Consider the following 25,137-nt stretch of genomic DNA (forward strand, 5'->3'; position numbering starts at 1 on the left):
CTGACTACCGAGAGGGTTACATCTCCTTGCCCTGGCTCCTGGGAGATGCAACCCCCGAATCCGAGATAGGTGGTTGGGAGGGTCCCCCTGGCGTTGTGGTACATCCTCCGTGCATGCAGTCAACATGAGAAGCGCAATCGAAGAGGAATAACCGATACGCGCGTACCGTCGACCAACCTGATTCATCCAGCTATCCCCTTTTCGATGTCTTCGATACCGTCCTTGCCCCGTGCGTACGCATTCGCTAGTTCCGATTGCAGACTCCCGAGTTCGGATCGGTTCATTCCACCGCTCTCCCGGGCATAGTGGCTAGCAGTGTCCCAGAGCCCAGCCGTCCCTATGGTTTCGATGCTTTTGGGCGCCCTGAGCCATCCGGGCAGTAGCTTTTTTCTCGTTCTCCTGGAGGTACTCGAGATGTCCGGCACAGATTCAGCTACCCGGCGCCGGACGAAGCTCCACCGCGAAGGTCGAGTAGGTCCGTGGCCGTGCGCCCGGCGACCCCGCCTTGCGGGACGGCAGAAGAGCGTGCCTACCGCCCCTCCACCCCCACCACCCCCGTCTGCACCAACGGCTTCCCCCGCCTCCGTGAGACGAAGACTCCCCGGCCCGTCGGCATCGGGCGTGGGCGGACGCCCTGGAGGACGTCGCCCTCGTTCGGGTCGCCGGACAGGACCATTCCCTGGGCGCCCAGTTCCTGCATGCGCTGCATGAAGGGTTCGTACGCGGCGCGGCTCGCGCCCGCCGTGTTGCGGGCGATGACGAAGCGGACGCCCACGTCGCGGGCGAACGGGAGGAGTTCCGCCAGGCGGCCCAGCGGGTTGCCGCTCGACGTGGCGACCAGGTCCCAGTCGTCGACGATCACGTACACGTTCGGTCCCTGCCACCAACTGCGGTCGCGCAGCTGCTGCGCGGTCACGTCCGCGGGGGGTGTGCGGCGCTTCATCAGGCCTTCCAGCGCGTCCACATGGTGCTCCATGTTGTTGGACATGGGGACGTACTCGGCCAGGTGGGCGGGCGGCGTGACGTCGAGCAGGCCGCGACGGTTGTCGATGACGAAGAACTGGCACTCGGAGGGATCGTGACGTTCCGTCAGTTGTTGGATGAACAGGCGCAGCAGGTTCGTCTTGCCGGTCTCGCTCTCACCGAAGACGAGGAAGAACGGGTCCTGGTCGAAGTCGACGAACACCGGCTCCAGCAGGTTCTCGTCGATGCCGAAGGCGACGCCGCGGCCCGGGTGCGCGTTGCCGTGCGGGAGGGAGGACAGGGGCAGTTCGCGGGGCAGCAGACGCACGGCGGGAGCGCCGGGGCCCGTCCAGTGCCGGGCGACCTCCCGGTTCATGGCCGTCGACGCGTCGGAGAGCTCGCTGTCCGAGTTGATGCCGTCGATGCGCGGCACCGCCGCCATGAAGTGCAGCTTCTCCGGGGCGATGCCACGCCCCGGCACCCCGGCCGGCACGTTCACCGCCACCTTGCGGTCGATCTCGGAGTCCATCACGTCGCCGAGCCGCAGCTCCAGGCGGTTCATCAGGAGGTCCTTGAGGTTGGCGCGCACCTCCATCGCGCGGGACGCGGTGAGGACCAGGTGGATGCCGTAGCCGAGACCGCGCGCGGCGATCTCCAGGACCAGCTGCTCCAACGCCTCGTACTCGGTACGGAAGTTGCCCCAGCCGTCCAGGATCAGGAAGACGTCGCCCCAGGGCTGGTCGGCGGACGATATCTCGCCGCGCGCCCGCATCCTGCGGTACGTGGCGATGGAGTCGATGCCCGACGAGCGGAAGTACTCCTCACGGCGCGCCATGATCCCGTACACCTCGGAGACCGTACGACGGACCTTCTCCGGGTCGAGCCGGGAGGCTATCCCGCCGACGTGCGGCAGTCCGGCGACCGCGGAGAGCCCGCCGCCGCCGAAGTCGAGTCCGTAGAACTGGACCTCCTGCGGGGTGTGGGTGAGGGCGAAGGCCGTGACGAGGGTCCGCAGGAGCGTCGACTTGCCCGACTGCGGGCCGCCGACGATCTGCATGTGGCCCGCCGCCCCGGAGAAGTCCCGGTAGAGCGTGTCGCGCCGCTGCTCGAACGGCTTGTCCAGCACGCCGAGCGGGACGACGAGACGTCCGGCGCCCTCGTAGCCCGGCTGCGTCAGCCCGCGCCCGGGTACCCCCGCGAGACCGGGCAGCAGTTCGTCGAGGGCCGGCGGATTGTCCAGCGGCGGCAGCCACACCCGGTGCGCCTCGGCGCCACGCCCTTCGAGCCGGCGCACGATCACGTCCAGCACGGTGTCGGCGAGCGCGTCGTCCTGCGCGGGTCCGGCCCCGCCGGTACGGGAACCCGTCGCGGCAGGCGCGAGATAGCGCACCGGGACCGGGGCCGCGGTGAACAGCGCCGGTGCCCGGTCCACCCGGAGCGTCCCGCCCACGGCAGGCCGCTCGGCGCCGGTGCGGTAGACCCCGGACACGTACGCCGCCTTGAAACGGACCATCTCGTCCGTGCCGAACTTCAGATAGCCCGAGCCGGGCACGTTGGGGAGCTGGTAGGCGTCCGGAACGCCGAGGGCCGCCCGCGACTCGGCCGCCGAGAAGGTACGCAGACCGACCCGGTAGGAGAGGTAGGTCTCCAGGCCGCGCAGCCTGCCCTCCTCCAGGCGCTGCGAGGCGAGCAGGAGGTGGACGCCGAGCGAGCGGCCGATGCGGCCGATCTGCACGAACATCTCGATGAAGTCCGGCATCGCGGTGAGCAGCTCGCTGAACTCGTCGATGACCAGGACGAGGGAGGGGATCGGCTGGAGCGGGGCGCCGGCCGCACGCGCCTTCTCGTAGTCGTGGATGTTCGCGTAGTTGCCCGCGTCGCGCAGCATCTCCTGGCGGCGGTTGAGCTCACCGCGGATCGAGTCGCCCATCCGGTCGACCAGCGTCAGGTCGTCGGCCAGGTTGGTGATCACCGCGGCGACGTGCGGCATCTGCGACATCCCGGCGAACGTCGCCCCGCCCTTGAAGTCCGCGAGCACGAAGTTGAGGGTCTCGGACGAGTGCGTGACGGCGAGGCCGAGCACGAGCGTGCGCAGCAGCTCCGACTTTCCGGAGCCTGTCGCTCCGACACACAGACCGTGCGGGCCCATGCCCTCCTGCGCCGCCTCCTTGAGGTCGAGCATCACGGGTGAGCCGTCCTCGCCGACCCCGATCGGCACCCGCAGCCGCTCCGCCTGCGAACGTGCCCGCCAGGTCCGCGCGACATCCACCGACGCGGCGTCGCCCAGCCCCAGCAGGTCCGTGAACTCCAGATTGGCGAGCAGCGGCTCGTCGTCGTCCCCGCCGGACGCCATCCGCAGCGGCGCCAGCTGCCGGGCCAGCGCCTCGGCCGCCTCCCGGCTCAGACCGTCGGGCACACCGTCGTAGACCATGCCGTGCCCGGACTCCAGCCGCAGTGCGTCCGGCCGTACGACGACGGAGAGGCCGCCCCGCGCACCGGTCATCTCACCCGGTACGACCTCGACGACGGTGACGCCCTGGAGCCCCTCGGGCGAGGCGAGCCGCGACATCGGCGGCACCGACAGACCGTCGATCACCACGACGAGGTGCGGCTCCTCCAGCAGCGGCTGCCCGCCCGGCTGGAACCTGGGCCTGCCGTCGAGCCGTCCCGCCAGCAGGTCCTCCAGCTCCTGGACGCCGGTGGTGACCAGCCGGCGACTGCCCGCACCGTCGCCGTCGCCCGGCGCCTGGGCGTGCGGCAGCCACTTCGCCCACTCCCACTCGGGGGCGTGCCGCCGGTCGGTGGCGACGGCGATCACCAGGTCCTCGGGGGAGTGCAGCGCGGCGAGCGAACCCACCACCGCGCGCGCGGTGGACCGTACGCCCTCCGGGTCGCCGCTCACCGTCAGGTGGTAGAACGCCCGCAGCGAGACCGCCATGGGCAGCCCGTCGAGGGTGCTGTGCACGTTCAGGAACTGCTGCATCGCCCCGGCGGTGAGCGGTTCCAGCTCGTCGACGGGCGCGGTCTCCGGCGGAACCAGGGGGGTGGCGAGCTGCTGGCTGCCGAGGCCCACCCGCACCTGGCCGAAGTCGGGGTCGGACGGCCGCCGCTCCCAGACCCGGCTGCCCTCGGCGACCAGCGCCCACAGCTGCTCGGGGGAGGGGTGCAGGTAGTACTGCGCGTCACGCTGGAGCCGTGCGGTCTCCAGGACCGTACGGCGGGTCCTGGTGAGGTACTTCAGGTAGTCGCGCCGCATGTCGGCGAGCTCGCCCTGGGTGCCGCGCCGGTAGCGCACCAGCATCGCCACCGCCATGCCGACGGTCGCAGCGACCATCACCATGCCCATGATCTTCATGATCGGATTCGGTGTCATGAAGAAGAAGACCACCGACCCGCCCATGCCCAGCATGGGGAGGATCTGCATCAGCGCGCCCTCTTGCTGACCGCGCGGCAATTCCGGCGGCGGTTGCAAATGCACCTGCTCGCCGGGAATTTCGGATGGCAGCGCACGAGGCGGGCGCTTGACGACTATCTGGCTCACAACTCCCCAATTCCCCTACCGGACCGGAGTCGTTCCTCCTGGCAGCTCATGACGGACGACTCTGCCCGCCGGGATCCTAACTTGCACACCGGTGGCCGGGGCGGCGGTAGGGTGGCGCCCGGCAAGTACGCACCCGCGAACAGCGGGAGCAAACAGTGTGGTTGAGGACAAGTGGGCAATCGTCGGTCGATCCTCCACCGTTGACGGTCATTTCGGACACCTGGCGTGCAAGTGGGCGCAATGGGTGTGCGGGTGGTGTGTGCGAGTGTGCACGGAGGGTGTGTGGCGGGCGTGCGTGGCGGGGGGTGCGTGCGGTGATGCGTGGCCGACGCGTCGTCGGCTGCCGGTCGTCCCGTCCGCCGGACCGCGGTACACCGGCGGTGGTCGTCCCATCCACCGGAGCGCGACCGGTATCGCCACCGCGTGCGGCCGGTACGTCAGCGGAGTGCGGCCGACGCGTCAGCGCGTGCGGCCCGTACGTCACCGGCGTACGGCCGGCACGTCACCGGCGTGCGCCGACCGGGGCGTGTCCACCGGAGTCGTCGCCCACGGCGACGGGCGCGCACGGGCGGGCCCGGCCGGCCACATCGTGAAGAACCTGCGACGGGAGCAGAAGTTGAGTACGACGGTCTCAGCGCCGACGGCCACAGGCGGCCACCCGGGCGCCGCGAACGGCAGGTCGGCCCCCGCGGTCACCGCCACAGCGGTGAGCGGCACCGGCTTCTGCCGCGTCACGGTCGTCGCCCCCGACGGCCGCGTCGACGTGGCGCTGCCCGACGACCTCCCCGTCGCCGACCTCCACCCCGAGATACTCAGGCTGTCCGGCCAGAGTCCCGCCGCGAGCGCGCCCGTCGGCTACCACCTGGTCCGCCGGGACGGCACCGTTCTGGACGGCGCCCGCACCCTGGCCGCGCAGCGCATCCTCGACGGCGAGCTCCTCTCGCTGCGCCCCTTCTCGGAATCCCTTCCGCCGGCCGTCTTCGACGACGTCTCCGATGCCGTGGCCACCGCGGTGGCCCGCGACCGCACCCTGTGGAACGACCGGCTGACGCGCGGCGCGGGCCTGTTCGGCGGCGCGGTGCTCCTGGTGCTCCTCGCCTTCGTCCTGTGGAACGCCGACCCCCGCCACGACATGCACGGCCTGCCCGGCATCCTGGCCGCCGTCACCGGCACCCTCCTGCTGGCCCTGGCATGTGTACGGGCGCGGGTGTACGACGACCGCGCGTCGGCCGTCGCACTGGGCACCGGCGCGCTCGTGCACGCGGCGGTCGCGGGGGCCGGGCTGCTGCCGCTCGCCGCGGGGCAGGGCATCGGCCGGCTCCAGTTCCTGCTCGGCTGCGCCACGGTCCTGATCGCCGCGGTCGTGCTGGTGATCGTCTCCCCGTACGGCGACGGCCCCTTCGTCGCGTTCGCCGTGGCCTCCGCGCTCGGCCTGCTCGTCACCTTCACCGCGATCCTGACCGACCTGAAGCCGGTGGAGACGGCCGCGATTCTGCCACCGCTCGCGGTCGGCGCGCTCGCCTTCCTGCCCGGTCTCTCCACCCGGTTCGCCCGCCTCCCCATCGGCTTCGAACCGCCCCGCACCACCGTCGGCGACTACAGCACCGGCGCCGAGCCGGCAGCCCCGCAGGGCCCCGTCGACGCCGACCGGATCGCCGCCCAGGCCCGCCGCGGCCATGAACTCCTCGTCGGCCTGGTGGGCGGCTTCGCCCTCGCCACCGCGGGCGCCGCAGCCGTGCTCGGCTTCTCCGGCGACACCTGGGCGCAGGCACTCGCGTTCGCGACCGGACTGGCGATGGTGATGCGCGCGCACCTCTTCCGGTACACGGCGCAGGTCGGCTGCGCGCTGGCCGCGGGCCTCGCGGCGCTGGTCCTCCTCGGGCTCGGCCTCTGCCTGAACCCGCCGCAGACCCTGATCCTCAAAGCCCTCGCGGGTGACTCCACGGGCCTCGACATCCGTACGATCTGGCTGACCGCGGCGATCGCGGCGACGGCCGCACTGATCACGGCGACGGGCCTGATCGTCTCGGGGAAGGGCGTCACCCCGTTCTGGGGCCGCTTCCTGGAGATCGCCGAGACGTGCGTGCTGCTCACCCTGCTGCCGCTGTGCCTGGCGGTCTTCGACGTCTACCACTCGATCCGGGCCCTGACTTCTTGAGGGGGCGGGCGGGGGAGGAGGCGGTGGTCGAGGCGGCCGGATCGCCTCCGCCGCGCCCATGCCTCACCCCCGCCGCGCCCATGCCTCACCCCGCCTCGTCCCCGCCCGTCGGCGTCAGTCCATCCTGCGTGCCGGTCCTGCCAGGGCGCTCTCGCCGCCGACGGCCGTGGTCGTGACCCACTGCCTCTCCCGCCCCGCACACCACAGGGTGACGCCGTCGCCGAGGCCCGGCAGGGCGTCCGCCTCCTCCTGCGTCAGCGCCAGCAACCGACCGAGCTGCTGCACCTCGTCGGGCGACACCCGTTGTACGCCGACGAGCGCGGAGTCCCGGACCAGCCGGGGGGCGACCGGGCTGAGGTAGGGCAGCAGCGTCAGCACCGACTGCCATGCGGCAGGCACCACCCGCCCACGGGGCGGCCGCATCCCGCAGTCGCGTACGACCAGCACCGGCCGCCCCTCGCCGGCCCCGAGCACAGGCACCCGCCCCACATCGAACAGCGCGAACGTCCCCGCGTGGCTGGGCCTGCCGGTCCCTGCGTGGCTGGGTCCGTTGGGCGTGCCGGTCCCTGCATGGCTGGGCCCGCTGGATCTACCGGTCCCCGCGTGGCTGGGTCCGCTGGGCCTGCCGGTCCCCGCGTCGCCCTGTCCGCGGGGCCTGCCGGCGCCCGCGTCGACCCCGTTGGCGGTGTCCGCCCGCGCTCCCATCCGCTCCCACGCGTGCGCCCGCGCCGTCTCGACCGCCACGTGGATGCCCGCCGCCTCCGCCCGTAACGCCAGGATCTGGGCCGTCCACAGCCCGCCGATCAGCGTGATGTCGTACGGGACGGACCGATGCAGCCCGAGCAGCAGGGCCCGCCCCCCGGCGTCGTGCCCGACCGTCACACCGTCGTCCTCGACGAGGACGCTGCCACCGTCGCCGGGCACCACTACGTCGTCCCCGACGAGCACGCTGCCACCGTCGCCGGGCACCACCATCTCGTCCCCGACCAGTGCGCTGCCGTCGCCCCCGCCCGCCAGGGATGACGCGCCCTCCGCGTGCGCCCCGGCCCGCGTCCGTCGCCGAGTCCCGATCAGGCTCCTCACCGCGTACCCCCCAGCGGCAGCGTCGCGAGCACGCCCGTCAGCTGCTCCCGGTCCAGTCGTACGATCCCCACGCGTGCGGCCCGTGCGGAAGCTTCCAACTCGCGGCATGACACGTCGAGTTCGCGCTCGTCGGCGCAGCTCACCCGAACGTGTCCCGACACCTGCACCGCCCGCCCGCCGGCGCGGCGCCGCACCGTCAGCCCGACAGTCGCCGAACGGCAGTCCTGCGCGGTGGCGGTGGCCAACCGCCGCGCGCCCTCCGCCCCGCCCGTGACCGCATAGGCCGTGTGCACGAGCCCGCCCCCGTGCCACGCCCGCACGGACTCGCCACCGGACCGGGCGCCCTCCCCGTCGGCGCCGCCATGTCCACGCGCGGCACCTTGCGCGGAGCAACCCGCGGCCAGAGCAGCCGAGTTGATGCCCTCTTGATCCAGTACCACCGCCCGCAGACCCGCCCCCGTGATTCTGCTCGCCACGTGGTCCGCGGCCCGCACCAGGCACCGCTGCGCCCCACCGAACCCGCCCCCACGGGCCGCCGCGGCCTCTACGCACAGGCCGGGCTCCAGCCGCAGCGCCACCCAGGTCAGCCGCAGCGAGGGCGCCACCCCGGCGGAGGCGGAGGACCCCTGCCCCCGCGCCTGGCCCACCCGCCGCACCTGCTGCACCAACTGTGCCGAGGCGAGCGCGATCCCGTCCACCTCCAGCGCGTCCGCCAGCAGGGACAGCGGCAACTCCCGCCCCCCGCCCGCCGGCCGCAACCCCGCGTCGCCCGTCTCGACCCGTACCACCGCCGTCAGAAACGTCCCGTCACCCACCATGCCGACGATCCGCCGCCCCCGGTCCTCGTACGGGTGGGCCCGCAGGTCGTGCACCCCCAGCAGGTCGTAAGCGGAATCCGGCCGACGGGTCCGTACCCGCAGTGCGACGGCCTTCGCGAGCCAGGCCCAGGCCGTCCGCCCGCGGCGCCCCGGCACAGCCAGCGCAAGCCCGGCGGCACCCAGTGCAAGGGCCGTCGGCGACCACCACGGCGAGCGGCCCGCCATCCCGAGCACCGCAACCGCGAGTGATAGCTCGCAGAGCACCAACTCCCGTACTCCGAAAGCCCTGTTGTGCCCGTGCACCCTCGCTCCGATCGCTGTCCCGCGTTCCAGGGCCGTAACCCCCACCGACGTGCGGGAGTTGACGGAGAGTTCACCCTATCCGAGCTGTGAGTGACGGAGGTTCACGTTCGGAACGGGGCCCTGCGGCTACGACCGGGGAGAGTGCGGCGGCCCGATGGCATCACGACGAGACGAGCTCAACGCGTACACCTTCGCGAAACGGAGGCTGGTCGCACAGTTCCTGCGGCCCAGCCCGACCGGCTCGGAGGAAGGTGCCCCGCGGCCGATGCGCGCGGTCCTGCCGGGGCTGCTCGTCGGCGCGGTGGTGCTCGCGGTCTTCGGAGCCTGGGGGATGTTCAGGCCGACCGCGCCCCGCGACTGGGCCAAGACACGTACGAACATCATCGTCGCCGGCGGGTCCACCGCCCGTTACGTGGTGCTGGAGGCCGACGGGGTGCGCAAGCTGCACCCGGTGCTGAACATGGCCTCCGCCCGTCTCCTCATCGACGTGAGCCAGGGCGGCGTCGTCAAGGTCGACGACCGGATCCTGGACGAGAAAGGGCCCCCACGCGGCGCCACCCTGGGCATCCCGTACGCCCCGGACCGGCTGCCCGAGCCCGACGCGGCGGTGGCGCCCAAGAGCTGGGCCGTGTGCGAGCGGCCCGGCCGGGGCGGTGGCGGGGGCGTGCAGCGGGCCGTGTTCGTCCTTTCCGGCAAGGACCGGGACGCGCTCGAAAGCCCGAACCGGCTGCGCGGGGACCAGATCCTGTACGTCGAGGGCCCGGGGCATGTGCGGTACGTGGTGGACGCGGCGGGCACCGCGTACCGGCTCGGCAGCGACCCGGCGCTCCTCACCCAGGTGGTCGGACCTGGCAGGGTGCCGCAGCAGGTGTCGGACCGCTGGCTGGCCACCCTGCCCAAGGCAGGCCCGATCACCTCTCCTCTTCCCGGGGGAAAACTCGCAGCCCCCACCCCCGAGCCACGCGTCCAGGCCCCCCTCAACAGAGTGGGGACGGTCCTGGTGACCGGGGTCGCCGGCAACCGCCACCAGCACTATCTGGTGCTGCCCGACCGGATCGCCCCCGTCACCGACCTCATGGCGAAACTCATCACCAACAGCGCGAACCGCACGCTCCGAGCCCTCCACCCCGGCGGCCGCCCGCACCCCGCCAGCGCCGGCTTCGCGCCCGGCGCGCCCTACCTCCCGCCCGGCGGGGCGAAATGGCCTGCGAGTACGTCCGGAGCCGTCAACTCCCCGAGTGCCGCCCCCGGCAGCCGGAACACCGTGTGCAGCCTCCTGGGCGCGGTCGATCCCACCACCGGCCGGATCACGTTGCGAACCTGGGCGGGCACCGGCTTCCCCAAACCGCTGCCGACCGCTGCCGACCCCGTGTACGTCACCGCGGGATCCGGCCAGTACTTCCGGCAGTTCAAGGGCGCCCAGCCCCGCACCGGCACGGACTACCTGCTCACCGACACCGGCCTGCGCCACGCCATGCAGAGCAACGGGGACACCGCGAGGGGAACGGTACGAGCGACGGGCGGCGCGGCCGAACGCCCCAAGTCCGCAGCGGAACTCCTCGGTTACGGGGAAAAACGTCCGGCCCCCGTCCCGGCCGCATGGGCCGACCTGCTGCCGAAGGGGCCCCGGCTGTCCACCGGGGCGGCGCAGCAGCCGCAGGGCTCATGAGGGGCGAGGGCGCGCGCGGCCTGCTCCGCTGCGCCGCGACCTTCGCACTCGTCACCCTGTGCGCCCCCGCCGCCCGGGCTGAGGGCGACCCGACGCGTGACACCGCGCCGTGCGCCTTCGGTGGCAAGCCGTACGCGGGCACGCCCTGGCCCCTCCAGCGCGTCCTGCTCGACGAGCTGTGGGAGGAGGTCACCGGGGCCGGGGTCACCGTGGCGGTCGTCGACACCGGGGTGGACGCCAACCACCCGCAGCTCAGGGGCGCGGTGAACACGGCCGCGGGAAGCAACTTCGTCACGGGGAACGGCAGGCGGGGGACCGGCACCGCCGACCCCGTCGGCCACGGCACCAAGGTCGCGGGCATCATCGCGGCCCGCCCGCACCCCGGCACCGGCTTCGTGGGCCTGGCCCCCGGCGCCACCATCCTCCCGATCGTGACGCACGACGCCGAGGGCAGGGGCGACACCAAGGCGCTGGCGCAGGCCGTCCGGTACGCGGTCAAGCAGGGCGCCGATGTCATCAACATCTCGCAGGACCAGGTGGACGCGGGACAGCCGTCCGACGATCTGCGCGGGGCGATCGCGTACGCACTCCGCTACGGCCGGGTGGTCGTCGCCTCCGCGGGCAACGACGGTCTCGGCGGCGCCGTGAGGTCCACCTACCCGGCCTCCCACCGCGGGGTGCTCGCCGTCGCCTCGTCCGACCGCAACAACGAGCGCGCGTACTTCTCCCAGTCCGGCGACTTCGTCGGCATCGCAGCCCCCGGCACCGACATCGTCTCCACGGTGCCCGGCGGCGGCCACTGCACGGACAGCGGTACGAGCTTCTCCGCGCCGTACGTCGCAGCCGTCGCGGCCCTCCTCAAGGACAAGTACCCGAGGTGGAGCGCGGAGCAGATCGTCACCCAGCTCCAACAGACCGCGGAGCGCTCGGTCCCCGGCCACGACCGGCTCGTCGGCTGGGGAGTGGTCGACCCGGTCCGTGCCCTCACCGAGAAGGGCGGCCCGGCCCCGGGCGCCGAGCCGTCCGCGGACAACGGCCCGCCGCGTGCGGGCGCGGTACTGCTTCCGCCGCTCATGCACGGCGAAACCGCGCAGGAACGCGATACGCGCAGGGCCACGTACGCTCTGGCCGCCACGGCCGCGGCCGTGGCGACGATGACGGGCGCCGCGGTGGCGCTGCGCGACGCGGGACGGCGCAGACGGCGGGGCGGGTCGTCGTCGGGCCCGCGGGAGCACGGGTCGACGTAGCCATCGGGAGCGCCCAGGAGCCCGGCCCGCAGCGGCACGCAGGACGTACGGCGGGGGCCGCCGGCCTGACGCCACCCGCCGAACGGGTGTCGGAAGCCCGGCCCCCGCGCCCCGCAACGCCGGGCAACCACCCTTCCTGACCAGCGACTTGACCGAACGGGCGGCGCCGTTCCGGTGGCACGCTCAAGTGATTGACAGCAGTGCGCAGCGATCCGAACCGCACACTCCCCGCACACGACCTCCCCGCACACGACGCAGACGAAGGAGCACCGTGCTCGACGCAGGCGCCCCGGCCGCCGGCAGCAGCGACCTGGAACGCGGGATGAGCGCGCTGAGGCAGCTGCGCGCCCGCGTGCACGCCATACTGACCGCCTTCGAGGACGGCGCGGCCGGGCAGCGGAAGGTCGCGGCGCACACCCTCTCCCGCGCCGACCTGGGCGCACCCGGCATCCCCTTCCCGGAGGCCGACCACCTGCACGCGCAGTACCTACGCGTGCACAGCGGCCTGGTGAAGCTCTCCCGCTCCCTCACCGAGCAGATCGACTGCCTCAGCATCGCCGTGCACGGCGCGGAGATCGGTTTCGACAACCTGGAGGAGGACCTCCGCCTGCGCTTCTGGTCCGTCCGCTCCCGTACGGAACACGGGGCGGACAGCCGTGGGAGCGACGGATGAGCCGCTTCGAGTCGTACCGCCTCAACACGATGGCCGACCTCGTCGAGGCCGGAAACCCGCAGGCCCTCGCCGGCGCCGGGGAGGCGCTCGGGGAAGCCGGGTCGGCGTTCCACGAGGCCTCACGAGAGCTGCGCGGCCACCTCGGCGAGGTGAACTGGAAGGGCGAGGCGCACTCCGAGTTCCGCAGGTTCGGCGGACGCCTGGCGGACCACGCGCAGGACCTGGGGGAGTACGCGGACTTCGTCGCCCGCCGGCTCACGGAGGCCGCGACCGGCCTGACCTCGGTACAGAACGCCATGCCGCCGAGGGACGCGACCGGGGGAGCGGCGCCTTCGGAGCCCGACCGCCAGGAAGCCGTCAACCAGCTCAACCGGCTGACCTCGTACTACGCGACCACGGGCGCACATCTGGCGGCAGCGGAACCGCCGTGGTTCGACGAGATCCTGTTCGCGGACGTCCCACGGCCGCAGGCTCACGGCGCGACGGCGGAGACCGTGTACCTCGGGGGGCCCGGTGGGTCCGGTGGGTCCGGTGGGTCCGGTGCGTCCGGTGCGTCCGGTGCGGCGGGGGCCGACGCCGCTCGTTGGGATGCGCGGGGGGCAGGTGCAGGTGCAGGTGCAGGTGCTGGTGGTGGCCAGGTCGGCCCGGGCGTGGACCGGCTCGGGGCAGGACACTCCGCGACGGAACCGCGCAGCGCGTTGCCGGCCGCGCCCGGTTCGTCTCCCGCGCCGTCCGCCATGGAACTGAACAGCGTGGCATCCGGCGCTCCCACCGCGTCGCCGTCGTCGCACACGGCGGCCCCGCCCGTCCACCCCGCGCCCTCGCCGGGCGTCGCCGCCGTGCCGGCCATGGGCGCCGCTCCCGTACCTCCCGTGCCCGGAATCGTCGGGGGGATCGCGGGGAGTTCGTCGTCCCGGCCGGCTCCCGCGAGGGCGGTTCCCGGGTTCGGCCCGGCCCCGGCAGCGACGGGCCGTCCCGGATTCGCCCCCGTGACGTCCACCGCCTCCTCGGCGCACACGTACGGGGTTGTCGGCGGGGTTGTCGGCGGGGTGGTCGGCGGCACCCCCAGCGCGGTCCCGCCAATGTCCCCGGGCTCGTCCCCGACCGTACGGACGAATGCGAGCACCGCCTCCGCCCGAGGCTTCACCCCGGGCGGTACCGGGCTGGTACGTCCGGGCGCGCCGCCCCTGCCGCCTGCGCCTGCGCCGCACCGGGCTCCCGCGTCACGCATGTCCTCCCGCCCCCAGCCAGGGCAGCAGTCGTCGCAGGACGGCCGCCCCACGGAGGACCTGGAGACCTGGACGGCAGACCAACGCGCCCCCGTACCCCCGGTCGTCAACCATCAGCCCCACTGAGGAGGCCCCACCCATGGCAGTCCAGAAGGTCAACGACGTAGCCCTCGGCAAGCTCCAGACGGAACTCACCAGGAACTTCGACAGCGTCAGGGGCCAGCTCCAGCGCCTGCACGCCACGATCGACGGCCTGGAGGGCCAGTGGCAGGGCATCGGAGCGGGCGCGTTCAACACGAAGCAGGCCCAGATCAACCAGAACATGGTCCGCATCGGAAAGCTCCTCCTGAAGTTCCAGGAAGCGATCGCGGCGGCGCGGACGATCTCCGGCAACACGGAGGACGAGGTGCTCGCGGCGATGAGGGGCATCGACGTCACCCCCGGCCACCAGGGTTCGGCACCTTCCCCGCAGCCGACCACCCCGCCTTCGGCACTCAGCGGCTACTGACCCCGCTCCTCCTGCCGCACCCACCTTCACCCATCTCCATCGCCACCTCCACCTCACCGGAACGGGAACTCCGATGCCTTACAACGACGGCTCCATGCTGGTCACCTATGCCGCCCTGGACGAGGCAGCACGCACGATCAAGGCCCAGGCGGACAAGCTCGACGAGAGTCTGGAGGCGATCAAGACGAAGATCGGGTCGGTCTCCCAGCTCTGGTCGGGCGAGGCCAGGGAGGCCTACAACATGGCCCAGGCGGACTGGGACCGCGAGGCCAAGTCCATCCACATGTCCCTCCTCCAGATCTCCCGCGCGGTCCAGGACGCGGCACCGGCGTACCGGGCGGGGGACAGGAGGGCGGCGCAGGGGTTCATGTAGGTGGGGTGGGTGGCGCCGGCGAGATGGCCGGAGCCGCCTCCGTCCGCCTAGGAGCCGGCGCCGGGAGAGTTGCAGTCCGGCATTCTCCCGGTTGCCCGCGCGTAACTGGTCAGGAGTGCTTCCATCCCGGCTTCGTTCTTCGGGTCTGGATCCAATGTGTACATGCTGACGAAGAGTTGCCCTTTGGTGCTGCGCCACTCCTTGGCGGGGTTCGGGCAGAGGACCTTGCTCACCCCACCCTCCTCCGAGAACGAGTAGGTGCGGTCCGCGGCGATGTGCTCGCTCACGTCGATCTGCCAGCCGCTCGCGGAGACATCAGCGATTTCCGTCCCCGGGCTCCTCCACTGGGATTCCATCGACAGGACCCTTTTGTGGTCGACCAGGACATTGCAGCGGCGCTGACCGATCACCCCCGAGTCGGCCCGGACAACTTCCAGCTGCTTGCCTCCGGGGAGGAAAGGTGCGAGCAGCTTCGGGTGGACGGGAGTGCCGCACAGTTGACGTGGTGCGGCGTAGTCCCTGTCTGATTCGGCTACGCCGCATGCGGCCGCCAAGATGCTCAGCGATGCTGTGGCAGCGAGCAACGGGATCGACCGGGAAATGACGCTCTTGTGCATGGGCCAGCTTTCAGGGTGCGATTTCCGTAGTGAGATCGTCAGCCATCCTCGAAGTGTTCTCCTCCGCACGGTTGAAGCCCTCGTCCGCCCCTGCGTAGGCCCAGTCCGCAGGGGCGGAAATGTGACTGGTCCGGTGTCGCTCCGCAGCCATGGTTGCGGCTCTCTGCGCGACTTCGATGGCGGCATCGCGATCTCTACCCCAGATGTCCCCGGCCTCCCTGCCGGAAGCCTTCAGTTCCTCGGACTCGATCTGCTGGCCCACGTACTCGATCACCATGCCCGTGACAGCGGAGGCCCCGCCGCCGGCCAGAGCGCCACCGATCGGGGAGGCGATGAACGTGACTCCCGCCCCCGTGACGATTCCGGCCGCGCCGGAGATTGCCGCCTTGTTGTTGCTCAGCGCGTCGCTGAAATCCTTGTCGGTTTCTCGGGAAGATCCGAGAACTGCCTCCTGGCACCCTCTGGTCAATGTGCCACTGATCTCCGCCGTTCTCAGCGAGATGTCGGTGACAGTTTTCTCCGCCGTGTGCGGGTAGCGAAGCCCTTCGGGCGTGTCCGGGTTCAGGTGGTAGTCCATCAGACTGCCCATGTAGATCTTGTGGCCGTACTGCATTTGTGCGTAGCCCTCGGGTGTCTGCCCGAGCTGCAGAAGGAAGCGCGTTACTTGCGGATGCTCCATCGTGGCCGCCGCGCCCGTCACGGGGAACAACCTGTCCGTATTGCCGAACCTGTCATCCGCAATCGCCCGATTGATGTCCGGCAGATAATCAACCGCAATCCGCCCCACGCTGTCCCCCATGTACCCCCGATCCGTAACCCGCTTCCCGTCCTCCGAGATCGAACTCACCAGGGACTCCATGACCCGCACCTGACCCGGCGTATGGGCGATGATCCGATCGCCCGCCGGTTCCCCCGCCGGCCTTCCCGTGGCTGCCGCCTCCAACGCGTGGGCCATGAAGTCCGGGCCCGCGAAGCTCTCCGTGCCGTCCGTGTGGTGGGTGATGGGCCACTGGCGTTCCTCGAAGAGGTACTCGAAGTTGCTGAGGGTCCGGCGGCCCTCCTTGCCGTCGCCGTCCGTGTCCTCGGTGAACTCGTGGTCCTCCGCCGGGGTGAGAAACGTTCCGTTGAAGAACTGCGTCGCCGCCTCCGGACTCTTCGACAGCGCCTGCATGAACCCGGTCATCGGATCGTGTCCCGCGTCCGTGCCGCTCCGGTTCAGCGGGAGGGAGTCATCCCAGATGTCCTCGGCCGCCGCACGCCCGTTCTCGCCCAACTCCTTCTCCACCCGGACGAGTTCCGTTCCGTAACTCTTCAGGAACTCGTTGTCGTACTCGCCCCAGCGCAGCAGGTTGCTCATGACCTGGAAACCCAGGGCCTCCCGGCGTCCCGCCGAGACCGGTTCGTCGCCCAGGGCGACCATGCTGCGCTCCCACTGCCGCATCTGCGGGCTGTCGGACCGGGTCGCCTCCGCCAGCGTGAGCCCCAGGTACTTCTGCAGCTCGTGGTCCTCTTCGAACCGTGCCCTGTCCGCCCAGAAGTCCAGGGTTCCCCGCGCACCCACCTGGGTCGCGAACCGTTCGGCGAAGAGCGGGTGCGACGCGTACCGCTTCAGGCCGGCCAGCAGAGCCGCCCGCTGCGCAGGGGCGAGCGCGCGCCCCTCGCCCATGAGGGAGGCCATCGCGTCGGCCTGCTTCAGCGCCCCCGCCGCCGTGTCCCGGTCCCGGTAGGAGGGCCCGCCCGCGAACCCCAGCCGGGCCTGCGCCACCAGCGCCCGCAGCACCCGGTCCGCCGTGCTGTCGCTCTCGGTCGCCGCGTTGAGAATGCGCTGCAGCTCGTCCCGCAGCGCGGTGACGTCCCGCGCGGACCTCTCCTCGCGCGCCGCCCGCGCGGCCTCGCTCTCGCTGGGCCTGCAAGGCGCGTTCGGCCGTACCGAGAACCCGCCGTCCGCCGTCCCCACCACCGCGAGCTGCTTGCCCTGCCCCCGTTCGATCGCCCTCGTCAGGTCGTTCCGGTGCTTCACCAGTTCGTCGCGCGTGTCGCGCAGAACGTTGTGGATGCTGCTCGCCTGCGCCCGCGCGTCGGTGAACTCCCCGGCGGTCTTGGCGACGAATTCCCTGGTGACGTCCGCGTTCACGCCCGCCCAGTCGGCCTGCCGCGCCCGCGCTCCCAGACCTTGCCCGGCGTCCTTTTCCAGAGCCTTCAGCCGCGTGACCACCACGCTCCAGTCACGTACCGCCTCTGTCAGCGACGTGAAGTTCGCGTGCCGCAACGCCTCCAGTCTCATCGTCGCCGCTCGGATTCCTCGTCGAACGCGGCAGAGAGCTCCTTGATGCCGCTCACGGTCCGCGACACGAAGTGTTCGTCCCCTCGGTGCGCCTTCTGCGTGAAATCGAGGTGGTTGGAGATGTGCGCGCACGCGTCGACGAGTGAGCGCACCTGCTGCCCCCACCGCTCCTGGACCTGGTGCAGCGCGCCGCCGAGTGCGAACCCCTGCCCCGACAGGTCCCCCGCGGCGGTCGCCGTACCCGCCACCGGCCCGCGGCCCTCCTTCGCCAGCCGCTGGAAGAGCTTGAACGCGAAGTCCCCGATGTGCGCCAGATCCTGCTGGGTGACCTTCAGATCGCCCTGCCCCCGGCCACCCGGGCCTCCACCCGGGCCCCCGCCCGGAGGCTTGCCCGGCAGCGAGTTCAGCCGCATCTCCGTGCCCGCGCCCGCCGCCCCCTGAGCGGACCGCCGCTCCGCGACCTCCTCCTTCAACCGGTCCCACTCGTCCCACACCGTCCCCGCACCTGCCCTTCCACCCGACCGTCGCCCCTCACCGCGCCGTGAACCGCGGCGCCGCTCACCCCGCTCACCCCGCCCACCCCGTCTGCACCAACGAAGTCCCCCGCCTCCGGGACACCATCAGCCCCCGACCCGCCGGCATCGTCCGCGGCCGTACGCCACCGAAGACATCCCCCTCGTTCGGGTCGCCCGACAGCACGATCCCCTGCGCCCCCAGCTCGACCATGCGCTGCAGGAACGGTTCGTACGCCGCCCGGCTCGCCCCCGCCGTGCTCCGCGCCACGATGAACCGCACCCCCACGTCCCGTGCGAACGGCAGGAGTTCGGCCAGCGGCGCCAGCGGATTGCCGCTCGACGTCGACACCAGGTCGTAGTCGTCGACCACCACGAACACGGTCGGCCCCTGCCACCAGCTCCGCTCCCGCAGCTCACGTGCGGTGACGTCCGCCGCCGGGGCCCGCCGCCGCATCAGTTCCACCAGCGCCTCCACGTGGTGGTCCATGGAGTGCGACATGGGCACGTACTCGGCGAGGTGCGACGGCGGCGTCACATCGAGCAGACCGCGCCGGTTGTCGATGACGAACAGCTTGCAGTCCTCGCCCGGGTACCGCTCGACCAGCTGCCCGATCAGCAGCCGCAGCAGATTCGTCCTGCCGGACTCGCCCTCCCCGAACACCAGGAAGAACGGATCCCGCTCGAAGTCGACGAACACCGGCTCCAGCCGGTCCTCGTCGATCCCGAAGGCCACCCCCTCGGCGGGGCGCGCGCCTCCCGACGGCAGCTCCCGGGCCGCCAACTCCCGTGGGAGCAGGCGTACCTCGGGCGCCCCGGCCACACCCGACCACCGCTGCGAGACCTCCCGTACCAGCGCCGCCGTCGCCCCGGCGAGCCCGTCCCCCGAACGCACCCCGTCACCCCGCGGCAGAGCCGCCATGAAGTGCAGCTTCTCCGGGGTCAGGCCCCGGCCCGCCGCCCCGGCCGGTACCTGGGCCGCGGCCCGCCGGTCCACCTCGGAGTCCATGACGTCGCCCAGACGCAGCTCCAGCCGGTTCATCAGCAGGTCCTTGAGGTGCGCCCGTACCTCCGTCGCACGGGAAGCGGTCAGTACGACATGGACGCCGTAGCCGAGCCCCCGGGCCGCGATGTCGACCACGACAGGCTCCAACGCCTCATGGTCGTTACGGAAGTTGCCCCAGCCGTCGACCACCAGGAACACATCACCCCACGGCTGCCCGGCGGCCGGACCCTCTCCCCGCGCGCGCATCGCCCGGTACGTGGCGACGGAGTCCACCCCCGCCCGGCGGAAGTACTCCTCCCGCTCGGCCAGCACGCCGTACACCTCCGCGACCGTACGGCGCACCCGCTCGGGATCGAGCCGGGAGGCGACCCCGCCGACATGCGGCAGACCGGCCACCGCGGACAGCCCGCCACCGCCGAAGTCCAAGCCGTAGAACTGCACGTCGCGCGGCGAGTGCGTGCAGGCGAAGGCGGCCACGAGGGTCCGCAGCAGCGTGGACTTCCCGGACTGCGGCCCGCCGACGATCTGCATGTGCCCGGCCGCCCCGGAGAAGTCCCGCCACAGTGTGTCCCGCCGCTGCTCGTACGGCTTGTCGACGATTCCCAGCGGCACGGAGAGCAACCCCCCTGCCCCACCTGCTGTTTCACCCGTTGCTCCCACCAACTCGTCCAGCGTCGGCGGGCTGTCCAGCGGCGGCAGCCACACCCGGTGCGCCGCGGGGCCGTGCCCCTCCAGCCGCCGTACGACCACATCCAGTACGGAGTCGGCCAGTGCCTCGTCCTCGACGGCCGCCCGCGCACCGGGCACCTCCGCCACTGCGGCCGACCCCGCGCCTTCCCCCGCCGTCGGACGGCGCACCGCTACCGGGCCCGCCGTGAACAGCGCGGGCCGCCGGTCCACCGCCCGCACGCCCGCCCCGGTGGCGCTCTCCCGCGCCTCCTGCGGACTGCGGTAAGGCCCCGACACGTACGCGGCCTTGAACCGCACCATGTCGTCCGTGCCGGACTTCAGGTACCCCGACCCCGGCACGTTGGGCAGCTGGTACGCGTCCGGCACCCCCAGAGCGGCCCGCGACTCGGCCGCGGAGAACGTCCGCAACCCCACCCGGTACGACAGATACGTCTCCAGCCCCCGCAGCCGCCCCTCCTCCAACCGCTGCGAGGCCAGCAGCAGATGGACGCCCAGCGACCGGCCGATCCGCCCGATCTGTACGAACATCTCGATGAAGTCCGGCATCGCCGTCAACAGCTCGCTGAACTCGTCGATCACCAGGACGAGTGACGGGATCGGCCGCAGCGGCACCCCGCCCGCCGAGGCTCCCGCCGCCCGCGCCCGCTCGTAGTCGTGGACGTTCGCGTAGTTGCCCGAGTCCCGCAGCAGCTCCTGGCGCCGGTTGAGCTCGCCCCTGATCGAGTCGCCCATCCGGTCGACCAGCGACAGGTCGTCGGCCAGGTTGGTGATCACTGCGGCGACGTGCGGCAACCGCGCCATCCCGGCGAAGGTCGCCCCGCCCTTGAAGTCCGCCAGGACGAAGTTCAGGGTCTGTGACGAGTGGGTGACCGCCAGCCCCAGCACCAGCGTCCGCAGCAGTTCGGACTTGCCGGAACCGGTCGCCCCCACGCACAGACCGTGCGGACCCATGCCCTCCTGCGCGGCCTCCTTCAGGTCGAGGGTGACGGGCGCACCGTCCTCACCCACCCCGATCGGCACCCGCAGCCGGTCCCCAGGTGCCCTCGTCCGCCAGACCCGGTCCACCGCCACCCCGGCAGCGTCCCCGAGGTCCAGCAGGTCCGTGAACTCCGGCCCCGTCAGCAGCGGTTCACCCCCGTCGCCGCCCGAGGCCGCCCGTAACGGCGCGAGCTGCCTGGCGAGCGCCTCGGCCCCCGCCCGGCTCAGCCCGTCGGCCAGCCCCTCGTAGACGGCCCCGCGCCCCGACTCCAGCCTCAGCGTCCCGTCCCGGACGACGACCGACAGCCCGCCGCGCGCCTCCTCCACGCCCAGCTCACCCGGGATCACCTCGATCACGGTCACCCCCTGCAGACCGTCCGCGCCGGCCAGCAGCGACCCCGCCGGAACCGTCACCCCGTCGAGTACGACCACGACATGCGGCCGGTCCGTCAGCGGCGGCCCGTCCGCCCGGAACCGGGGCCGCCCCTCCAGCAGCCCCCCGGGCAGGTCGCCGAGCAGCGCCTCCAACTCGGCGACGCCGTCGGTGATCAGCCGCCGGGTCCCGGCCCCGTCGGGCTCCCCGTGCGCCTCCTGCGCGTGCGGCAGCCACTTCACCCACTCCCACTGCGCCGCACACCGCGCAGCGGCGGCCACGGAGACCACCAGCTCACCGGGGGAGTGCAGGGCAGCCAGCGCACCGACCACCGCACGCACCGAAGCCCGCACGCCTTCCTCGTCGCCGCTGACCGTCAAGTGGTAGAAGGCGCGCAGCGACAGAGCCATCGGCAACTGCTCCACGGTGCTGTGCGTGGCCAGGAACCGACGCAGCGCGCCCGCCGTCAGCGGCTCCAGCTCCTCGACCGGGGCCGTCTCGGGTGCCACCAGGGGAGTGGCGAGCGCCTGGGGGCCAAGCCCCACCCGCACCTGCGCGAAGTCCGGGTCGCCCGGCCGCCGCTCCCACACCCGGCTGCCCTCGGCGACCAGCGCCCACAGCTGCTCGGGCGAAGGGTGCAGGTAGTACTGGACGTCGCGCTGCGTGCGGGCGGTCTTCCGTACGGCCCGTCGCACCTGTGCCAGATGGCGCAGATAGTCCCGGCGCAGATCGGCCAGCTGCCCCTGGGTGCCGCGCCGGTGGCGTACGAACATGGCAACGGCCATGGCCACGGTCGACACGACCATCAGCCCGCCCATCACCTGCATGATCGTGTTCTTCCCCAGGAAGAGGAAGACGACGGAGCCACCCATCCCCAGCATCGGCAGGAGCTGCATCAACACGCCCTCCTGCTGCCCGCGAGGCAGCTCGGGAGGTGGTTGCAGCCGCACTTGCTCCGCGGGGACAGCGGGTGGCAGGTCCCGCGGCGGACGCTTCACGACGATCTGGCTCACGATCCCCAATTCCCGTACCGAACAGGCGTGTTAGTGCCTCGCCCGATCACCCGCGGGCCCGTCCGCCGGGGATCCTACTGTCGCCCCGCCGCCTCCGCGCACCACTCACCACCGCTCACACACCTGTGCACAAGCGAACAGGATTCGCACATTCCGGCGGTTGCCCCTCGTCCCGCGCACCCTTCACGCCGCTCCGGCGTTTGACCGTCCGGACCGGCCCCGCGCGCGGTCGAACCCCGGCCGGGGCGGGTGCGGTGAGGACCGGCCCGCGTGCGCTCGCTCCCGGCTGGAGCGGACGCCGTTCGGCGGGTGCCCTGCGGACCGGCCCGGCTGGTGGCGCCTCGGCCATGGCCAGGCGGCGTCCGGACCGGACCCGTGTGCGCTTGCTCGGATGGGGCGACCGCCGTCCGGACCGGCGCGCGGGCGCTCGCTCGGATGGGGGTGACCGCCGTCCGGACCGGCCCCGTGCCTGGCCGCCCGGACCGGGGGCGACCGCCGTCGGGCCGGTGCAGCTTGTGGCCACCCCCGGCCCGGGGCGGGCCCCCCCCGGGCCCGCCCCGCCTGGAGCGACCGCCGTCCAGGACCGGCCCCGCGTGCGCTCGCCCCCGCCCGGAGCGGACGCCGTCCGGCGGGGCGCGGACCCGTGGAGGCCGTGCTCGGGCCGCCACCCCGATCCCTCGAAGGAGTGCAGAACGTGACCGTCGCCACCCCCCGCACCACCCCCCTCCCCGCCCCGCGCCGGAGAACCGCCACCCCCACCCCGTCCCCCACCGGCTTCTGCCGCTTCACCATCACCGCCCCCGACAGCCGCGTCGACGTGGCCCTCCCCGACGACCTCCCCCTCGCCGACCTGCACCCCGAGATCCTCCGGCTCTGCGCCCAGCGCCCCACCCCGCACGCCCCCGTCGGCCACCACCTCGTACGCCGCGACGGCAGCGTCCTGGACAGCGCCCGTACCCTGGCCGACCAGCGCGTCCTGGACGGCGAGATCCTGGCCCTGCGCCCCTTCGCGGAATCCCTCGCGCCACCCGTCTTCGACGACGTGTCCGACGCGGTCGCCTCCGCGGTGGCCCGCGACCGCAGCCTCTGGGACGACCGGCTCACCCGCACCACCGGGCTGTTCGCCGCCTCCGCCCTCCTCACCCTCCTCGCCTTCTGCCTCTGGAACGCGGCCCCCGGCCACCAGACCCGCGGCCTTCCCGGCGTCCTCGCGGGAATCGCGGCCGTACTCCTGCTGTCCCTCGCCGCCGTACGGACCCGGGTGTACGAGGACCAGGGCTCGGCCGTCGCCCTCGGCGCCGCTGCCCTTGCCCACGCGGCCGTCGCCGGCACGGCGCTCGTACCGCCGGATCCCGGCGAGGGCCCCGGCCGCGTCCACCTCCTGACGGCCTGCGCCGCCGTCCTCCTCGCCTCCGTACTCCTGGTCCTCGTCGCACCTCCCACCCGCGACGCGGTACGCGGCCCCCGTGCCGCCACCGCCGCAGGCAATTCCCCGGGCGGCGGCCTCGGCAGCTCCGGCCGCGTTCCGCAAACCGGTGCGGACGCCGCCATCCACGCCTCAGCCGGCGCGTCCCTCACCCCCGCCTCCCCGACCGACGCCCCCTTCCTCGCCACCGCCGTGGCCTCCGGCGCCGGCCTCCTCCTCACCTTCCTCGCGACCCTCGCCGACCTGGCGCCCGTCAAGGCCGCCGCCCTCGGCGCCCCGCTCCTGGTCGCAGCCCTCGCCTTCCTGCCCGGCCTCGCCGCCCGGTTCGCCCGCCTCCCCGTCGGCTTCGCCCCGCCCCCCACCGCGGTCGGCGGCCACGACCCGGAGCCCGCCACCTCCCAGTCCCACGCCCACTCGGACCCGGACACCGACGCCCACCGCGTCGCCACCCGCGTCCGGCGCGGCCACGAACTGCTGACCGGCCTGCTCGGCGGCTGCGCCCTGCTCGCCGTCGGCTGCGCCTCGGTCCTCTCCTTCTCCGGCGGCGTACGCGCACAGGCACTCGCGTTCGCCCTCGGTCTCGCCCTGCTGCTACGGGCCCACCTCTTCCGGCACACCGCCCAGGCCGCGTGCGTCCTCGCCGCCGGCCTGGCCGCCCTCCTGCTGCTCGGCCTCGGCCTGGCCCTCCACCCGCCGCACACCGCCGGGGCCTCTCCCGACCTGCGTACGCTCGTCATCGCGGCGGTCACCGCCGCCACGGCGGCCGTCGTCGCCGCGATCGCGTTGATCGTCCCGAACAAAGGGGTCACCCCCTTCTGGGGCCGCTTCCTGGAACTGGCCGAGGCCGGCGTCCTGCTCACCCCGGTCCCGCTGTGCCTGGCCGTCTTCGACGCCTACCACGCGCTGCGCTCGGCCCCGATGTAGTGCGCCGCCCGCTGAAACCGCCTGGTACTCTGACCTACGGCCGTTTGTGTACGCGCCCATCGGAGTCTCCCCGGAGCTCTGGGGGCTGCGCCCAGCGGATCCCCGCCTCCCGAGTAACGGAAGCTCCCCTGAGAACGAGACCAGGGGCACTCGGTGGCAGTCACTTAACACGAGGAGCACGCATGGCGCTCGACGCCGCTGTCAAGAAGCAGATCATGAGCGAGTTCGGCCAGAAGGAGGGCGACACCGGCTCTCCCGAGGTCCAGGTCGCCATGCTTTCCCGTCGGATCTCGGACCTGACCGAGCACCTGAAGACGCACAAGCACGACCACCACTCCCGCCGGGGTCTGCTGATCCTGGTCGGCCAGCGTCGTCGCCTGCTCCAGTACCTCGCCAAGAAGGACATCCAGCGCTTCCGTGCGCTGGTCGACCGTCTCGGCATCCGCCGCGGTGCGGCCGGCGGCGCCAAGTAGGACGCCACGAAGGGAGCGGTTCCCGACCACTGGGGCCGCTCCCTTTGCCGTACGTACGAAGCCCGCTTGCGAGCTTGTACGTGCACGACGTACCGGACCCCATTTAGTCTGGTAACGCGCAACACCCGCCGCGCCGGTCCGGCTCGGCACAAGCACGGGTTTGCTGCACCCGTACGGCGCAGCACCACGTGTAGGACGTACGACGCAGGAAACAAACGAAGAGCGAGAAGCGCGACGCGTCCAGCCCGCCGGTCCTCGGTAGTGGCGCCCGGAGAA

At 72.5% G+C, this 25,137-nt stretch carries 16 protein-coding genes; 9 read left to right on the forward strand and 7 right to left on the reverse strand.

Annotation, left to right across the window (positions count from 1 at the left end; all coding sequences use genetic code 11):
- Positions 1-529: 529 nt before the first annotated feature.
- Positions 530-4,504, reverse strand: coding sequence for a type VII secretion protein EccCa (eccCa, locus tag ACIQM4_RS24995; protein ID WP_401595602.1), 3,975 nt, complete (start codon positions 4,502-4,504; stop codon positions 530-532).
- A 706-nt stretch (positions 4,505-5,210) separates the two neighbouring features.
- Here eccCa (ACIQM4_RS24995) and eccD (ACIQM4_RS25000) point away from each other — a divergent pair.
- Positions 5,211-6,662 carry a type VII secretion integral membrane protein EccD gene (gene eccD / locus ACIQM4_RS25000; protein ID WP_401595693.1) on the forward strand — a complete coding sequence of 484 codons (1,452 nt, stop codon included), beginning with the start codon at positions 5,211-5,213 and terminating at the stop codon, positions 6,660-6,662.
- Positions 6,663-6,776: 114 nt separating this feature from the next.
- On the opposite strand, the gene ACIQM4_RS25005 is transcribed toward eccD (ACIQM4_RS25000), so the two are convergent.
- Positions 6,777-7,745 (reverse strand): hypothetical protein, encoded by a 969-nt coding sequence (locus ACIQM4_RS25005; protein WP_401595605.1) that lies wholly within the window; start codon positions 7,743-7,745, stop codon positions 6,777-6,779.
- A complete protein-coding gene (gene eccE, locus ACIQM4_RS25010) occupies positions 7,742-8,788 on the reverse strand; it encodes a type VII secretion protein EccE (protein ID WP_401595607.1) in 1,047 nt (348 codons plus the stop codon). Before eccE ends, ACIQM4_RS25005 begins: the two co-directional genes overlap by 4 nt.
- 232 nt (positions 8,789-9,020) lie before the next feature.
- Here eccE and eccB point away from each other — a divergent pair, with 232 nt between their 5' ends.
- The 6 genes from eccB (at position 9,021) to ACIQM4_RS25040 (ending at position 14,565) form a co-directional block, all read left to right on the forward strand.
- Complete coding sequence (gene eccB, locus ACIQM4_RS25015) at positions 9,021-10,535, forward strand: type VII secretion protein EccB (RefSeq protein ID WP_401595609.1); 1,515 nt, start codon at positions 9,021-9,023, stop codon at positions 10,533-10,535.
- Positions 10,532-11,782, forward strand: coding sequence for a type VII secretion-associated serine protease mycosin (mycP, locus tag ACIQM4_RS25020; RefSeq protein WP_401595612.1), 1,251 nt, complete (start codon positions 10,532-10,534; stop codon positions 11,780-11,782). Before eccB ends, mycP begins: the two co-directional genes overlap by 4 nt.
- Positions 11,783-12,053: 271 nt before the next feature.
- Positions 12,054-12,455, forward strand: coding sequence for a hypothetical protein (locus tag ACIQM4_RS25025; RefSeq protein ID WP_401595614.1), 402 nt, complete (start codon positions 12,054-12,056; stop codon positions 12,453-12,455).
- The gene (locus tag ACIQM4_RS25030) at positions 12,452-13,810 is read left to right on the forward strand and encodes a hypothetical protein (protein ID WP_401595616.1); all 1,359 of its coding nucleotides are present in this window, start codon (positions 12,452-12,454) and stop codon (positions 13,808-13,810) included. Before ACIQM4_RS25025 ends, ACIQM4_RS25030 begins: the two co-directional genes overlap by 4 nt.
- 13 nt (positions 13,811-13,823) lie before the next feature.
- Positions 13,824-14,192, forward strand: coding sequence for a WXG100 family type VII secretion target (locus tag ACIQM4_RS25035; RefSeq protein WP_401595618.1), 369 nt, complete (start codon positions 13,824-13,826; stop codon positions 14,190-14,192).
- 73 nt (positions 14,193-14,265) lie between these two features.
- Positions 14,266-14,565, forward strand: a complete 300-nt coding sequence (locus tag ACIQM4_RS25040; RefSeq protein WP_401595621.1) for a WXG100 family type VII secretion target — start codon at positions 14,266-14,268, stop codon at positions 14,563-14,565.
- Between the two features lie 47 nt (positions 14,566-14,612).
- Here ACIQM4_RS25040 and ACIQM4_RS25045 read toward each other — a convergent pair whose 3' ends face one another.
- From ACIQM4_RS25045 to eccCa (ACIQM4_RS25060), 4 genes are all read right to left on the reverse strand, one after another.
- The gene (locus tag ACIQM4_RS25045) at positions 14,613-15,182 is read right to left on the reverse strand and encodes a hypothetical protein (protein ID WP_401595623.1); all 570 of its coding nucleotides are present in this window, start codon (positions 15,180-15,182) and stop codon (positions 14,613-14,615) included.
- Positions 15,183-15,192: 10 nt separating this feature from the next.
- Positions 15,193-17,466 (reverse strand): hypothetical protein, encoded by a 2,274-nt coding sequence (locus ACIQM4_RS25050; protein WP_401595626.1) that lies wholly within the window; start codon positions 17,464-17,466, stop codon positions 15,193-15,195.
- Positions 17,463-17,960: a hypothetical protein gene (locus ACIQM4_RS25055; protein WP_401595628.1), complete on the reverse strand. Its 498-nt coding sequence runs from the start codon at positions 17,958-17,960 to the stop codon at positions 17,463-17,465. Before ACIQM4_RS25055 ends, ACIQM4_RS25050 begins: the two co-directional genes overlap by 4 nt.
- Before the next feature lie 73 nt (positions 17,961-18,033).
- The gene (eccCa, locus tag ACIQM4_RS25060; protein ID WP_401595630.1) at positions 18,034-22,038 is read right to left on the reverse strand and encodes a type VII secretion protein EccCa; all 4,005 of its coding nucleotides are present in this window, start codon (positions 22,036-22,038) and stop codon (positions 18,034-18,036) included.
- Between the two features lie 694 nt (positions 22,039-22,732).
- On the opposite strand from eccCa (ACIQM4_RS25060), the gene eccD (ACIQM4_RS25065) reads away from it, so the two are divergent.
- Positions 22,733-24,388 (forward strand): type VII secretion integral membrane protein EccD, encoded by a 1,656-nt coding sequence (eccD, locus tag ACIQM4_RS25065; RefSeq protein WP_401595632.1) that lies wholly within the window; start codon positions 22,733-22,735, stop codon positions 24,386-24,388.
- A 182-nt stretch (positions 24,389-24,570) separates the two neighbouring features.
- Positions 24,571-24,861 (forward strand): 30S ribosomal protein S15, encoded by a 291-nt coding sequence (gene rpsO, locus ACIQM4_RS25070; RefSeq protein ID WP_185034549.1) that lies wholly within the window; start codon positions 24,571-24,573, stop codon positions 24,859-24,861.
- The last annotated feature ends 276 nt before the right edge of the window (positions 24,862-25,137 follow it).

The organism is Streptomyces sp. NPDC091272 (genome assembly GCF_044757485.1).
In the GTDB taxonomy this organism is placed as follows: domain Bacteria; phylum Actinomycetota; class Actinomycetes; order Streptomycetales; family Streptomycetaceae; genus Streptomyces.